Below are 15,064 nucleotides of genomic sequence, written 5' to 3'. Positions count from 1 at the left end.
GCTAGCCAATTTCATCAAGTAAATGCATTACACGCTCACTGGCGGCTTCCATTTTATGTATGTGTTTAATAGCAGTCGCTTTATCGCCATTTTTAATCAGTCGTAATGCTTCAACTCCATTTTTATGCACTTCGCTATGTGGGGATTCTAACTGCTTAAATGCATTTGAATTTTTAAATCCAGCTGATTGTTCTGAGTTATACCATTTACCAAGTCGACACATTTTATGATCGCTAAAGTCATCAACAGACTTATTACTTTGCCCATTTGCAACGGCATAAACGTCACCTTTCCAAACAATATGATCAAGTTTAACCGTTTGTATGAACGATAGCGTGGCAGCTTGAGAAATTGTATTTTTCATATTGTTACAAAATTCGATAATCGCTGAGTAATCATTGTTCAGAGATCCAAAGTTAGTGCTTAAATGTGAGCTGTTTTCTTTTATGCCTTCTACAGATACAACCGTTTCATTGGTTTTATTAATAATTTCGTTCACTAAATCAGCAACTTCTTGCGCTGATTTATTGGTATTTGTAGCCAACACCCTTACTTCGTCTGCAACCACGCTGAATCCTCTACCGGCTTCGCCAGCACGAGCAGCCTCAATTGCGGCATTAAGTGCAAGTAAGTTTGTTTGATCTGAAATTTTACTGATTGTCGAAACAAACGTACTAATTGTTCCGGCCATACTTGCTAAGCCAGAAATATTCTCAGTCATACTGCCCATTTTATTGGTCATCAAATCCATTTCTTTGACAATATGGTTTAGTGAGCCATTAGATTTTTCAAGGAGGGAGTTAATCTTATCACTTACTTTATTTTCTTCATCTATTTTAGAATAAGAGCCAAGAACAGTTTGTCTTATATCTTCAATCTGGCTCACACCATTGATTGAACTGCAAAGTAAAGAGTGCGTGAACTCTTGTTCTGGAGTATTGATAGGGCTGTTTAGCTCTTTCTTTAATAAATTATTTTCATTCATTAAAGAGGTGTTTTTGGTACGTAAAGACTCAATTTCTTCTTTTAATTCGTCATTTTTATTTTTAACTGATGAATACGTTTTACTTAAAACAAACATTTTTAAACCCTAATTTTAATTAAATATTTACTTATCCTTTTCATTATAGAGGTTAATTTTTAATGAGCATATATTTTTACTATTTAACCTGAACTCAGGTTAAGAGATTTCCTAACGTATTGAATTATTGTGATATTTAAATTTATTTTCTCTAACCAGAGATTCTCAATGAAAACAAGGCAAATTTACGCGTCAATAGCGGGCCTATTGCAAGTAAATTTAACGCAGTTAGCGCTGAAAATAGCTGCTCGCGATGGATTTATTATCCAGAGTTCAGGTTATTTAGATATAAAAAGCGTGACTGGTGTTAGTTGGTAGCGGGAAAGTTAACCAGAGTTCAGGTTAAATTAAAGCGAATTATTTAAAATTCGATTTATAAATAATTGTTGTTTGCAGTAATAAATTGACATATTTGTACTAAGATATGGCGCTCTTGACGTGGTACTCGCCATAATCGTTTTTGAGGTGATAGGACTATGGCACATGCAAATAAAGGCAATCAGGACGCTAATCGGCCGCATTAACCCAACAGCGAAAGCCATGTGGGTTAAAAAAACGCAAAAAAAACGATAAAAAGGTTACTCAGTGGGTAACTGACACGTTTAATGCTAACGTTACACAGCCTCTCTAGTCTTATTTATTAGGTATTCCGTGGAAGTCCCCCCCTTGTTTCTTTTGTAGGCGAATAATAAAGATTAGAGTTTTTTTGCATGGCCTATTTAACGGCCATGTAAGAAGAGTAAGCTAACAATCAAAAATAGACAGCTTTGAGCGATAATCGGTCAGTCAGGTAAGTCGTCATTAACTTAGTAAAAATAAGTGAACACTTTCCTCTTTTATAAATGTTTAAATAAGCTACAGTAAGCATAATATTTATAGTTGGCAGTGGCTTACACTATTCGCTAAGAATATAAGTCCATAAATTATGGACGTTTTCGCGTTAAAATAAGAAAAATGTTCTCTTATAAAGTTGTTCAAGTGATTATGCAACACAAACTGCGTGCTGCATAAATACTAAAGTGTTAGGCATCAATCGAGGAATCAACATGTTATGAAATGGAAATGTCTTGGTTCACTTAAAGAAGCGAAAAGCTCTGGCTGTAGTGGAATTTATTTGATAGTCCATAAAGGTGCATTAAACCGAATAGTTTATGTTGGTGTTAGTGTAAATGTTGGTATAAGAATGAGTGAACACTACGAAGGTTATCTTCGAGGTAACAGAACGATCTACAACGTAGATGAGTCAGAAGATGTGTATAGCTTGATGTCTTCATATCTTGTTCATAACCATATTAAAGAATACAAAAATTTAGCAAATATTAAAAAAATTTGGGCATCAACAACTATCACATCAATTGAACCAAAAAATTTACTGTCATCAAATCAAAAGTTTTCGAATGAATGGGAACAAATATTACATAATAAATACCTTCCAAACTTATGTGTCTGGGCACTTCCTCTTTCAAACTACACATACGAAAAAGCAACTATAATAGAAAGTTTAATTCAGAGTAGAATAATAAAAACTTTCGACTTGAGAGGTTTTTTTAATCTAAATGATATTAGTATTTTGGGTAAGATTGAAAATACCAAAGTCAGAAAAATAAATATTGATTTTGATTGTTTGCCTGATCTTGATGATGCTTCTAAAATTGTAATCAAAAATATTAATAAGTCTACAACTCCGCCAACCGCTTTTTCTTTAGCTAAGATTCAACTCCAAGATGTTCTTACTGTCAGGGAAATTTCTAGGAAGCAAAGAGTAGAAGTCAGAGAGAAAGCTGCTCTAAAATATAGAAATAACGGTAAACCTTGGAGTACTATCGACTTGGAAAAGCTAAGAGTGATGGTTGTTGAATTTGAGATGACAGCAAGTGAGATTTCTCAGTATTTAGGCCGAAGCCCTAGAGCAGTAGCTAAACGAATTGAATATAATGATAGGTTTTCCTTCAAAAAATGGAGAGAAAGTGTAGAGTCGCTATAAATTCCTTACAAATAAATGCAGATCACCTTCGGCAGCGCATAATTTGGGTGTGAGGCTTTAGAATTACTCCTTTTAAAGAAAATAAGCCCGTTTATGGGTTTCAAATGTATTTCCTAATGCCGAAAAAGTGCTGAGGAACGATTACAGGAGCTCGTTTTTACCCATTTTGGCTGTTAAACTTATCCTCCAGCCTCGTTATACGCACAGGAGTTGCGCTTGATTTTTCGATTAACATTTTTTTTATTTGTCTTATATGCCAGTCCAGTCATTGCGGGAACTCAGGAACCAAGAGTCTTAGTTATTGATGGCATTCAAATGGAATACATCGATATCGGTGCTGGAAGCAAAACTTTGGTGATTGAATCAGGTATCGGAATGGGCTTAGCTTACTGGCACCCGTTATTAACAGACCTTTCAAAATTAAATATCAGAGCAGTTATATATTCTCGTGCTGGGAATGGAAAATCTCAGGTTGTCAAAGACGTTAGTTTAGCCAGTTCAAATCAACGACTCGAAAAACTGCTTTCGACTATTAACGCAAAAGAAAATCTAATTTTAATTGGTCACTCCTTTGGTGGCTTGCATGTCAGAGCATTTGCTGCTGCTTATCCCGAGCGGGTAAAAGGGTTACTGTTGATCGATCCAAGTCATGAGTTGTTTAATAGTGAATTAAATAAATACGACGCAACGTGGGCGAAACGCGATACTACTAAATTAAACGGAATGATGAATAACCAGCCTGAATGGGATCTCCTACAGGAAATTTATCATCAGAAAATGATTGCTGATGACGATATTGCCAATAAAATTCCTGTAGTTATAGTCACTTCATCAAAATTAAATGAAAGTGACTGGTGGATTGGGCATAGTGTGCAGGGTAAAAAGATCTGGCGGGATTTGCACCAGTCAATGATCATCAATAATGCAAATTCTATCCATATGGTTACTAATAAAACGGGCCATAACGTACCACATGATAACAAGCCTCTGTTTTTTAGCTCTATTAGTGCATTATTAGGCTTTATTGATGGCGTATAACAAACAAATTTTATCACCAGCAATAAGTCTGGGCTGCGACGTCAAGCCGCTGCGCTGCTTTCCGCGCTAAATTTGGGCGTTAGCACTGTCTGCAATTGGCACTTTCCTGAAGCCTGCTGTGAGCGATTACCTGTCGTTGGAATTGACTCAATATAATACTTAATTGATTGGTCAAACTGTGTCGTTTGAATATATATTCAAACAAACGACGCGTGCATAGTGTCTCATTTCGCTTTACTTAAAGGCTTTAGAAAACTTAGTGATAGTAATACCTTAGGTTATTTGTTAAAAGTAGATAAATGAGCATTAAGTCGGTAGAAATATGCGCTATGAGCGCACTATTAATTTATTAGGCATTTTATTGAGGAACAAGGCATCTTATGGATATTCACGATATTGATTATTGGGTGAAACATATCAAAGAATTTGGAATGTTTTATTTAACCGCTATATTGGTTGTCTTGACTGCTATTTACGCTTATTTAACCTACAAAATGGTCAAAGTAAGTGAAGAGTCAGTAAAAGAAACTCGAATTCAAACAGAGGCATTAACACGTCCTTACATTACAATTCAGCCAAAATTAAAAAAGCATTCTCCAGTTGTATATTTAAGTATAAAAAATACAGGATTGATCGGCGCAAGCAATTTACGTTTATCTATAGACCGTGATTTTTTTCAATTTAATCAATCGAATAATTCACAAAAAAACGTACGTGACTTTAAAGTTTTTAATACACCATTTAAGAATTTCGCTCCTAATTATGAATTGACTTTCCCGTTAGCCCAAAGCTTTGTTATTTTAGATGGCAGTGCACTAGAAAGTTGCCCATCTCAATTTATAATCACAGCGGAGTATGAATTTTCTGGGAAAACTGTAGAGGAAGTAAGCCATATTGATATTGCATTTTTCACCGGGGGGGAGGTAGATACAGATCCCCTTGTTTCTGAACTTGAAAAAATACGTAAGCACATCGTTGAAAATGCCTAACAAGTGACTAAGGTTATGACCGTCCGTTCATGGCACATAGCAGTCAACTAAACTTGGCTGTATTTTCATGAAATTGGCTTTTTAAAGTCTGTATTTAATAATTTTATACCATTATAAGCTTCAATATTATGCCAAGTTACACTTGACTTGTGTCGTTGTAGCTCAGTGAAATCGAATGTGGCTTTGCCAACTTATACTTCAAACAACAATAATGGTTCAAGAGGGGGATGTACTAGAAAACTGATTAATTTAGAATAAAAGCCATTTTTAAAAATGGCTTTTATTGGTTGGGGGTTATCGTTGTGTAAGTTGTTGGCTTATTTCTTCAAATATACTGGCATCGTCTATGGTTGAAGGTATTTGTAATTCTTCGCCATCGACTAGTTGACGTAGGTTTTTACGTAAAATTTTACCTGAACGAGTTTTTGGCAACCTATCGACACTAACGATATTTTTTAAGCATGCAATAGCGCCTATTTGATTGCGAACGGCAGCCACAAGCGCTTGTTCTACTTCTTTGGTTGAACCTACAAAATCATCTTTAAGCACAATCATACCCATAGGCAGTTGGCCTTTTAGGGGATCGTTTATACCAAAAACAGCACATTCTGCAACGGCTGGGTGTGCGGCGACTATTTCTTCCATTTCGCCAGTTGAGAGTCTATGCCCTGCTACCCGAATTCAGGTTCCAAGTGCACCAAACCTTAAATCACTAATTAATAAAGACTTCTTCAGCTGTCTGATAATTTAGTATTTTCCTTGGGCGAGTATTAATTTTCATTACAACCTCTTGGAGTTGTTCATTAGTTATAGTTGAAAAATCAGTTTTCTTTGGGAAATAAAATAAACCGGACACCCAATCTAAATTTTGCACTTCCAATTAGAATCTAGGCACAGTTTTATTTGTTTAATTAGAATGGCTGTCAAGTTTAGGGCTTGATGCATTAAAGAGAAGCAATCCCTTTTAAGCCAAAATAAAGCCACTGAAACACCCGTAACTCCTTCCAAAACGCGAATAAAACCCATACTAAACACTTTTTAATATTCTGCGTAAAAACACAGTAATCAATTGAACCAAAATAGGAACTCAGCTATGGTTAAACCATCAATAAAAATAAATAAAAAAACGAGTTAATCTACAGGCTCGTTAGGCAAATAGACAAGGATGGGCACTTTGAATAGTAGATATTTACTTCTAGCTTTACCGGTATTTAGCTTTCTTTGGTTTACAGGTACTATTTTTATAGCTGGTCACTTTTATCCTGATTACAGCCATATTGCTCAATTTATAAGTGAATTGGGTGCAACAGGGTCACCATACGGAGTTTATGTAAACTATTTAGGGTTTATCCCCACTGAACTATTCATACTTGGTTTTGTATTTATTAGTTATTCTGTATTACCCCGAACAAAGCCGAATACAATTGGACTTATATTTATTGGCATCTACGGAATTACCCTTGGGATCGCAGCTTTTTTCCCATGTGACTTTGAGTGTAAACCCGATGTGCCAACAATATCTCACAATATTCATATGGCTTCGGCTTTTCCTGGCTACTTATGCGGGATTATCGCAATATTCTTTATCTCTTCAGGCTCTATGTCATGGTCAAAATCAAAGGTATTTAAATTTACTGGTTATGTAGCAGCGATATTAGCTTTGTTCGCATTTTTAAAATTAGACCCGAGTTCAAAGACTGTAGGCTTAAATCAGCGTATTTTAGAGCTTACAATATATTCATGGCTTATTTTCCTTGGATACAGTTTGAGTAAATATTTGCCTAACAAGCAAATTAACAAGGACTAAAAACAGCGGGCTGTTCGCTTCGTTCAAAATAAACAAGACACCCACTCTAAATTTTTTTCCCGAATTCACCCGAATTCATTATGCAAATGCACAACCGGCGTATTTTTATTACTCAATGGATTAACAACAATAAGGAAAAATTATGAGTCAATGTTATAGCTCCGGTGATTTTAATAAATACTTCAATGAAAATATGAAACAACTAGGTCTCCCTGTGCCCTCCACTCTATTTGATACTTATCAAACAGCGGTAGCTACCGCTGCAACAATGACTGGAACGCTAGCGTCTTTAGGAAGCGGTGCTACAGTTGCAGAAATGATTGGCGTGACAGTAGCTTTAGAAAAGCTAGCGGTAGCCGCCACTTTAAGCGCTTCATTCTATACGGGTGCAATCATAGGAAGTATAGCAGTTGCCAGCGGGCGCTCGGATGTGGTTCGCGTATATCTGACTTATTTGTTTTTATGCGCCAAAATAATTTAGATTTTGAGGGCGCACCTATTTTTTATGCTAAAAACCCTCAAATACTGGATAGTAAGAATTTTTCAAAAGGTGGCTTTGGTGCGCGAGCAAAGATCTCACCCTCAAACTTTGGGTATGTTTAATATGCTTAAGAATCTTGTGTTTTTAATCGCGTGCATAGCGATAGCTGTATTGTCATTAGTGATATTTCAAAATTTAGGTAAATATACCTTTTTGGTTATGCTAGTAATTATAGTCGCGCTTCTCATATCAAAAATAAAGAAACCAAAGTTTTCTAATAAAAAGTGAATGATATAGATAAAGCCGCGTAATCGCGGCTTTTATTATATGCCGTATTGTTCAGCATACTTAGTAACAATCCCTTTGTTTTCATCAAGCGGTAAGCCTTCTTCATTTGCTTGCAATACCAGTTCTTTAAATGCTAGTGGTGCAAGCGTGAAAAACTTACCCGACCTGTATTCCCGAATTCAGGTTCCAAGTGCACCAAACCTTAAATCACTAATTAATAAAGACTTCTTCAGCTGTCTGATAATTTAGTATTTTCCTTGGGCGAGTATTAATTTTCATTACAACCTCTTGGAGTTGTTCATTAGTTATAGTTGAAAAATCAGTTTTCTTTGGGAAATAAAATAAACCGGACACCAAATCTAAATTTTGCACTTCCAATTATAATCTAGGCACAGTTTTATTTGTTTAATTAGAATGGCTGTCAAGTTTAGGGCTTGTTATCGATTGAACCAAAATAGGAACTCAGTTATGGTTTGTTTATTAATAAAAACAAATAAAAAAACGAGTTAATCTAAAGGCTCGTTATACGCTAGGAGTTTAAATGGAACTTAACCAGGTTACTTTACCAGTAAAAGATATGGATGTTGCTGCTAACTTTTATCTAAAACTCGGCTTCACTCAAATTGTCGATACGCCTCATTACGCAAGGTTTTCTTGCCCAGATGGGAATTCTACTTTTTCCTTATCACTCGAATCTGGTGAATTTGAAAACAATTCTGTGATTTACTTCGAGCATGAAAAACTTGATGAGCTGTGTGCTGAGTTGACTAAGAAAGGTTTTCAGTTTGAACAACAACCGACAGAGCAGCGGTACTTGTGGAAAGAAGCAATACTTAAAGATCCGTCTGGTAACAAAATCAAACTTTACTGGGCAGGTGAAAACCGCTTAAATCCTCCTTGGAAAGTTGAGAAACGCGTATAACAACTGAGTAAGGTTACAACCGTCCGCTCACAGCACATAGTAGTCAACTAAACTTGGCTGTATTTTCATGAAATTGGCTTTTTTAAAGTCTGTATTTAATAACTTTATACCATTATAAGCTTCAATATTATGCCAAGTTACACTTGACTTGTGTCGTTGTAGCTCAGTGAAATCGAATGTGGCTTTGCCAACTTATACTTCAAACAACAATAATGGTTCAAGAGGGGGGTGTACCAGAAAACTGATTAATTTAGAATAAAAGCCATTTTTAAAAATGGCTTTTATTGGTTGGAGGTTATCGTTGTGTAAGTTGTTGGTTTATTTCTTCAAATATACTGGCATCGTCTATGGTTGAAGGTATTTGTAATTCTTCGCCATCGACTAGTTGACGTAGGTTTTTACGTAAAATTTTACCTGAACGAGTTTTTGGCAACCTATCGACACTAACGATATTTTTTAAGCATGCAATAGCGCCTATTTGATTGCGAACGGCAGCCACAAGCGCTTGTTCTACTTCTTTGGTTGAACCTACAAAATCATTTTTAAGTACAATCATACCCATAGGCAGTTGGCCTTTTAGGGGATCGTTTATACCAAAAACAGCACATTCTGCAACGGCGGGGTGTGCGGCGACTATTTCTTCCATTTCGCCAGTTGAGAGTCTATGCCCTGCTACATTTATGACGTCATCGGTGCGGCCCATGATAAATAAGTAGCCGTCGTCATCAATATAACCGCCATCACCAGATAAATAATAACCCTCGTATTCACTTAGGTAGCTTGCTTTAAAGCGGGGTGTATCTTGCCAAATTGTTGGAAGACAACCTGGTGGAAGTGGTAGCTTAATTACTACAGCGCCTTGTTCGTTGGCAGCACATTCGTTGCCATCCATATCTAATATACGAACATCAAATCCAGGCGTAGGAACGGTTGAGCTGCCCGATTTAGTTGTTAGGTATTCAATACCAACTGGGTTACAAGCTATAGCCCAACCGGTTTCTGTTTGCCACCAATGATCGAGCACCGGCAGTTTGGTTTTTTCTTTAAGCCATTCGTAGGTGGGCGGATCGAGTCGCTCGCCAGCTAAAAAAAAACGCTTTAAGCTAGAAGTATTATATTGTTTAAAACCATCAGCATTGGGATCTTCTTTTTTGATTGCTCTAAATGCGGTGGGCGCGCTAAATAATGCACTGACTTTATACTCTTCAACCACGCGCCAAAAAGCGCTGGCATCAGGTGTACGTACAGGCTTTCCTTCATACAATACAGTCGCGCAGCGGTACATTAATGGGGCGTATACAATATAAGAATGCCCAACGACCCAGCCAATATCAGATGCAGCCCAAAATACGTCGCCAGGCTCCATATCGTATACGGTTTTCATGCTGTAGTTCATTGCAACGGCATGGCCGCCATTTTCTCGTACAACGCCTTTTGGTGTGCCCGTCGTACCTGATGTGTATAAAATGTAAAGTGGATCATTGCCATTTACCGGTACGGGATCGGTGGCAACAGCCGTTTGCATTGCGGTGTTCCAATCAATATCGCGATCATTTATGAGTGTTGCTATTGCTTGTTTACGCTGATAAATAATGCAGTGTTCTACTTTGTGTGTGGCGAGTTCTATTGCGTTATCTATTAGTGGCTTGTATTCAATAACGCTGCATACTTCAACACCACAAGAAGCGCTCAGTATAAGCTTGGGTTTTGCATCATCAATGCGTACAGCCAACTCGTGCGCAGCAAACCCACCAAATACGACAGAGTGAATGGCCCCTAAGCGCGCGCACGCCAACATGCCAATAACGGCTTGTGGGATCATAGGCATATAAATAACGACTCGATCGCCTTTTGTTACGCCTAGTGATTGCATTACGCCTGCAAATTTAGCCACTTCTTGTTGTAATTGTGAGTAGCTAAAAGTTTGCTTAGTATGGGTTACAGGGGAGTCGTAAATCAGTGCGGTTTGATCGCCAAATCCTGCGACAACATGTTGATCAAGAGCTAAAAAGCAGGTATTTAGTTGGCCGTCACTAAACCAATGATAAAGTCCATCTTCATCTTGTGTGTACGCTTTTTTTGGTATTTTATACCAAGGTATTTTTTTACTTTGTTCAAGCCAAAATTGCGCCGGATTTTGTTTAAATGCATTATATTGCTGTTGATATTCGCCTGACATAGTAGGCTCCTAAACTAAATGTGTGAGAGACCTTATAAAAGGTAGGCCCTTTTATGTGTGTATGCTATTCGACCTTGGTAGGCCAAGCGTTAAACAGTATGAGTAATACCAAACGGCATAAATCTTTGATCAATTTAACGAATTAAATTGCACTATAACGTCGTTAAAAAATTTTTATTTAGAACAACTAGATACAAAAGTTTTTGCCTAGTTCTAGCGTAATTTTCTTAACGTTAAATAGACCCCACATATAAGCAGATTGGTATAACAATAATTTATCTGGTTAATTTGACAAAATTAGACGCTCAGCTCAGCATAGACTCATATTAAAAATTGAATAAGATGTACATATGACTAATACAGTAAGAGTAGGTGTGGCGGTTATAATAAAGCGCCAAAACACAATTTTATTAGGTGAGCGTATTGGCGCGCATGGTGCAAATACATGGGCGACCCCTGGCGGGCATTTAGAGTTTGGCGAAAGCGTTGAGCAATGCGCAATACGTGAAGTGCTTGAAGAAACAGGCTTGAATGTAAGTAAAATTACCAAGCTTGATTTTACTAACGATATTTTTAGCACTGAGAATAAACATTATATTACGCTCTATGTAAAAGCTGACTATGAAGGCGGTGAGGCTTTGCTCAAAGAGCCTAGTAAATGTTTGCAATGGCGTTGGTGCGATATTAATAATTTACCAACGCCACTGTTTACCTCACTCGAGAATTACTTAACTTGCACTCTGAGCAACAAATTTACGCGTCAATAGCGGGCCTATTACATGTGAATTTAACGCAGTTAGCGTTAAAAATAGCGCTTCGAGATAGATTTATTATCCAAAGCTCAAATTACTTAGGGCGCATCACTTACTGCTTAGTTGCTTAGCTAAATTTCACTCTTGTAACGCCATTTTGATTTTCTTATTACGTATTTTTTTTAAGTGCTTTCGTTGAGATTTTTTTATATGCTTGGTGATCCATTTTGTAATTTTTGGCATGAGTTCTGGTACAAAATTATGGCCCATACCACGGACAATTTTTAGTTTTGATTTTTTAATGAGCTTAGCCATTTTCCTTGCTTCTGCTGCGGGGAAAACGATATCGGCGCTACCGTGAATAATTAGCGTAGGCGCTTTTATTTTTCTTATTAAATGATCTCGGTTTTTACTTGCAGTGATAGCTATAAGTTGGCGTTTATAGCCACTTTGATTATAAGAACGATCAACTGTTTTAATTGCATGCTCTCGTAGTAATTTTTCACTTTGAGGGTAGGCTGGACTACCAATAAGTTGATTCAGTTTTATATTGTAGTTAATAGCGGTATCACGACAGGGGACTTTGGTTTTAAATTTAGAAAGCTTTAAAAATACATTTAAACTTTTCGCTGTAGGTCTTGGGCTTGAGCTACACGACATAATTAAGGTTAAACTAAGTACTCTTTTTTTATTTTTTACCGCCATAAGTTGAGCGATCATCCCGCCCATTGATGCCCCAACTAAGTGTGCTTTTTTGATTTTTAGTTCAGCCATTAATGACAGTACATCTTCAGCCATATCATCAAGTAAATAAGGTACGTTTGAGCGTATTGGTAAATGTTTGCTTAACCATGTTTTAAACAGGCTAGGGGCTGGGTGCTGATCTAAATGAGTCGATAAACCGGTATCGCGATTATCAAACCTAATAACTCTAAACCCATTGTTGACTAAACCATAGTACAGAGCGTCGGGCCAAGTGATCATTTGTGCCCCTAACCCCATGATTAAAATAATTGGAGGTGCCGATTTATCACCTTCATCTTGGTAGTTTAGTACGACCCCTGTTTTAACTTTAATCGTGCGCATAGTAAAAAGAGCATTGTTAAATGTTAACTTTAGTATAAGTAAGGTTTGTTACGGTTAAATATAGAGAAATAATTACTGTTCACTTAATCATTCATACCATTTCTGTATTTTTAGCAATCCTAAAGTATTTAATTTTGTTGTATGTTTGATATAAAAGTAGATAAAAATATTCATATCAATACAATAATGTTTTTATGTTTAGTCGATGTTATTGGGGTATCAGTTGTTGAAATTAAAAGGGATTAAATCTACTTTTATTAGTTCTATGGCCGTGATGGGATTGTTTTCTGTACTAATTTATTTTCAAGCTCAATGGCAAGATAAGCTAACAATAGTAAATTATCTTGTGTACCCGCTACTAATTATAACGGCTATTTTTGCTACTCAATTTAACCGCAGCAGGGTTGCATTATTATGTTTGTTCTGGGGATTATTTTTACTAACAGAAAATTACCCATTAGTTTGGTCAAAGTGGGTATCAACTAATCCCCAATGGCTGCTTTTATGCGGCACTAGTTTATTACTATTATTGGCGCTAATGAAAGATAGAGCTATTTTTTCAGTACATAGCATAACGCGTATTCTACTTGTTATTGGATGCGCACTTATAACGTTTGGATGGTTAAAGCTTAGTGAAAATGTAGAAAGTTTTTTTCCTAAAACAGCACTATGGAATCAAATTATCCCCTATATTCCTGTCGCATTCCCATTAACCATAATCGGGGCTTTACTGTTTTGGCGAAGCCTAAGTGTAAATAATTTAACGTTAACAGCGTTACTAGTGACATTTGCTATTTGGTGTTTAAATCAATTGGATTTAATAACATTACCTTGGTCGCTAGTCATTGTGGCACTGTCTTCGCTTTATTTACTTGCGGTGAGTACTGATTCTTATTACTTAGCTTATAGAGATGATTTAACTAGCTTGCCTACACGTCGTGCCTTAAATCAACTTGCTTTATCGTTAGGTCGAAATTACACCGTTGCAATGCTAGATATTGATCACTTTAAAAAATTCAATGACACGTATGGACATGACATTGGCGATCAAGTGTTGAAACTTGTTGCAGCTAAGATGACGGGCGTAAAGGGAGGCGGAAAAGTTTATCGTTATGGCGGCGAAGAGTTTACCGTGGTATTTCCAAGAAAAACGGCTGAACACTCAATCCCTGAATTAGAAGTACTGCGCGAAAGCATAGCAACATATGGCATGGTGATTCGAAACCCAAAAAGAACAGATAAAAACTCTAGAAAAGCAAAAAAATCGAATGATTATAAAACCGTACATGTAACGGTTTCGATTGGTGTAGCGCAAAGAGAGCCAAAACAAAGTTTTGATCAAGCGTTAAAAAATGCCGATTTAGCTTTATACCGCGCCAAGAAAAAAGGGCGTAATAACGTGAGTAAATAAGCCTTATTTTTTGTTTATTGAGGGCTTTCGCTACTGTTTTTAAAATAGCTTTTGGGGCTGCAATTAAACCAGCGTTTAAATGCGCGGTTAAACGAACTCTGATCTTTAAAACCTAATGTGAGAGCTAGATCTGTTAACGATAATTTACCTATCCACAGTGTTACACGTCTTTTTCGTTCTTGCTCAAGTAAGATTAAAAATGAGGTGTGCTCTTGCTTTAACTTTCGCTGTAATGTTCTGGGCGTAATATTAAGTGCATTTGCAGTACGTATTAATGTGCACTCTTGTAAATCGATTTTGGCCATAAGTAAATGGATAATTTTTTCGCTTAAATGTTGCTGGCTTTTAAAGCTCGAAAGTTGCTGTTCTGAAACCTGTTTAAGTGCAAAATTGATAGATGCGTTATCGGTTTTAAATGGCAGTGCTAAATAACTACTCGGAAAGGTGATTTGGTTGTATTTAGTACCTGTTTGTATTGTACAGCCAAACCATTTTATTAATGTTGCTTTTTGTTCCTGCGGCCAGTTGAAGGTAAAGCTTACGGAGCTTGGCGATAATCCTGAGTTTATTAATTGACGTATAACACTTACCCATGCTGTCATATTTCGTAAAACGACATGAGTGTTGCAGTTAGAATGAGGTAACCAGCGGATCACAGCCGTGCCATCTTGTTGTTTAAATTGTGCTTTGCCTATATCAGCCACTAAACTGTCGTAGTTTAAAAGAGCTTGAATTGCGCTTGCTAAGTTATCACTCGATTCTATTAAATAGCCTAAAATACCAAAATCAGCAGTTCGAATATGCTGTCCGAGTTTAAAGCCAAATAAAGGTTCATTAAGCGTTTGTTGTGCGTAATCAAGTAGCGTGTTGTAACTGACTAAAGTTATGCGTGAAGCGAGTTGATGAGCATTTTTATTGCTGTATTCGTTAAAGTTTATGGCATCTAAAACTGTCTGGCTATCCAGCCCTTGATTCTGTAAATAATCAAGAACACTTGAAAAATAATGATCGGCAAGAGTGTTCATTTGTCGCCTAAAGCTAAAAAA

Annotated in this window: 13 protein-coding genes and 1 pseudogene; 9 read left to right on the top strand and 5 right to left on the bottom strand. The window is 36.8% G+C overall.

Annotated elements, in window-relative coordinates; all coding sequences use genetic code 11:
- Position 1 precedes the first annotated feature (1 nt).
- Entirely contained in the window at positions 2 to 1,081 is a 1,080-nt protein-coding gene (locus ACJJVZ_RS16695; RefSeq protein WP_138586111.1) for a methyl-accepting chemotaxis protein, read from the bottom strand.
- 168 nt (positions 1,082 to 1,249) lie between these two features.
- Here ACJJVZ_RS16695 and ACJJVZ_RS16690 point away from each other — a divergent pair, with 168 nt between their 5' ends.
- The 4 genes from ACJJVZ_RS16690 to ACJJVZ_RS16675 all read left to right on the top strand — a co-directional run bounded on the left by ACJJVZ_RS16690 (position 1,250) and on the right by ACJJVZ_RS16675 (position 5,092).
- Positions 1,250 to 1,399: a hypothetical protein gene (locus ACJJVZ_RS16690; protein ID WP_193155191.1), complete on the top strand. Its 150-nt coding sequence runs from the start codon at positions 1,250 to 1,252 to the stop codon at positions 1,397 to 1,399.
- Between the two features lie 733 nt (positions 1,400 to 2,132).
- Positions 2,133 to 3,065 (top strand): hypothetical protein, encoded by a 933-nt coding sequence (locus ACJJVZ_RS16685; RefSeq protein WP_054981797.1) that lies wholly within the window; start codon positions 2,133 to 2,135, stop codon positions 3,063 to 3,065.
- A 216-nt stretch (positions 3,066 to 3,281) separates the two neighbouring features.
- Positions 3,282 to 4,103: an alpha/beta fold hydrolase gene (locus ACJJVZ_RS16680; protein WP_405602077.1), complete on the top strand. Its 822-nt coding sequence runs from the start codon at positions 3,282 to 3,284 to the stop codon at positions 4,101 to 4,103.
- Between the two features lie 380 nt (positions 4,104 to 4,483).
- A complete protein-coding gene (locus ACJJVZ_RS16675) occupies positions 4,484 to 5,092 on the top strand; it encodes a hypothetical protein (protein WP_405602075.1) in 609 nt (202 codons plus the stop codon).
- Positions 5,093 to 5,386: 294 nt separating this feature from the next.
- Here the strand turns inward: ACJJVZ_RS16675 and ACJJVZ_RS16670 are convergent.
- A pseudogene (locus ACJJVZ_RS16670) lies at positions 5,387 to 5,773 on the bottom strand (AMP-binding enzyme); the annotation flags it as partial.
- Positions 5,774 to 6,266: 493 nt separating this feature from the next.
- Here ACJJVZ_RS16670 and ACJJVZ_RS16665 point away from each other — a divergent pair.
- The 3 genes from ACJJVZ_RS16665 to ACJJVZ_RS16655 all read left to right on the top strand — a co-directional run bounded on the left by ACJJVZ_RS16665 (position 6,267) and on the right by ACJJVZ_RS16655 (position 8,590).
- Positions 6,267 to 6,899, top strand: a complete 633-nt coding sequence (locus tag ACJJVZ_RS16665; protein ID WP_405602065.1) for a DUF998 domain-containing protein — start codon at positions 6,267 to 6,269, stop codon at positions 6,897 to 6,899.
- Between the two features lie 142 nt (positions 6,900 to 7,041).
- Entirely contained in the window at positions 7,042 to 7,380 is a 339-nt protein-coding gene (locus tag ACJJVZ_RS16660; protein WP_405602063.1) for a hypothetical protein, read from the top strand.
- An 829-nt stretch (positions 7,381 to 8,209) separates the two neighbouring features.
- Positions 8,210 to 8,590 carry a VOC family protein gene (locus tag ACJJVZ_RS16655; RefSeq protein WP_182703465.1) on the top strand — a complete coding sequence of 127 codons (381 nt, stop codon included), beginning with the start codon at positions 8,210 to 8,212 and terminating at the stop codon, positions 8,588 to 8,590.
- 295 nt (positions 8,591 to 8,885) lie between these two features.
- Here the strand turns inward: ACJJVZ_RS16655 and ACJJVZ_RS16650 are convergent, their stop codons facing one another.
- Complete coding sequence (locus ACJJVZ_RS16650; RefSeq protein WP_405602060.1) at positions 8,886 to 10,769, bottom strand: propionyl-CoA synthetase; 1,884 nt, start codon at positions 10,767 to 10,769, stop codon at positions 8,886 to 8,888.
- 350 nt (positions 10,770 to 11,119) lie between these two features.
- Between ACJJVZ_RS16650 and ACJJVZ_RS16645 the strand changes: the two genes are divergently transcribed.
- Positions 11,120 to 11,536 carry an NUDIX hydrolase gene (locus ACJJVZ_RS16645; RefSeq protein WP_193155125.1) on the top strand — a complete coding sequence of 139 codons (417 nt, stop codon included), beginning with the start codon at positions 11,120 to 11,122 and terminating at the stop codon, positions 11,534 to 11,536.
- Between the two features lie 123 nt (positions 11,537 to 11,659).
- Here the strand turns inward: ACJJVZ_RS16645 and ACJJVZ_RS16640 are convergent, their stop codons facing one another.
- Positions 11,660 to 12,607, bottom strand: coding sequence for an alpha/beta fold hydrolase (locus ACJJVZ_RS16640; RefSeq protein ID WP_405602057.1), 948 nt, complete (start codon positions 12,605 to 12,607; stop codon positions 11,660 to 11,662).
- Between the two features lie 223 nt (positions 12,608 to 12,830).
- On the opposite strand from ACJJVZ_RS16640, the gene ACJJVZ_RS16635 reads away from it, so the two are divergent.
- Complete coding sequence (locus ACJJVZ_RS16635; RefSeq protein WP_226894495.1) at positions 12,831 to 14,018, top strand: GGDEF domain-containing protein; 1,188 nt, start codon at positions 12,831 to 12,833, stop codon at positions 14,016 to 14,018.
- A gap of 14 nt (positions 14,019 to 14,032) precedes the next feature.
- Here ACJJVZ_RS16635 and ACJJVZ_RS16630 read toward each other — a convergent pair whose 3' ends face one another.
- Entirely contained in the window at positions 14,033 to 15,043 is a 1,011-nt protein-coding gene (locus tag ACJJVZ_RS16630) for an AraC family transcriptional regulator (protein WP_077535857.1), read from the bottom strand.
- Between the last annotated feature and the right edge of the window lie 21 nt (positions 15,044 to 15,064).

Origin of the sequence: Pseudoalteromonas sp. Ld19 (genome assembly GCF_045064135.1) — a bacterium.
Taxonomy (GTDB): Bacteria; Pseudomonadota; Gammaproteobacteria; order Enterobacterales; family Alteromonadaceae; genus Pseudoalteromonas; species Pseudoalteromonas aliena.
Note: the sequence above shows the minus strand (reverse complement) of the source record. Positions and strands in the feature narration are given on the sequence as shown.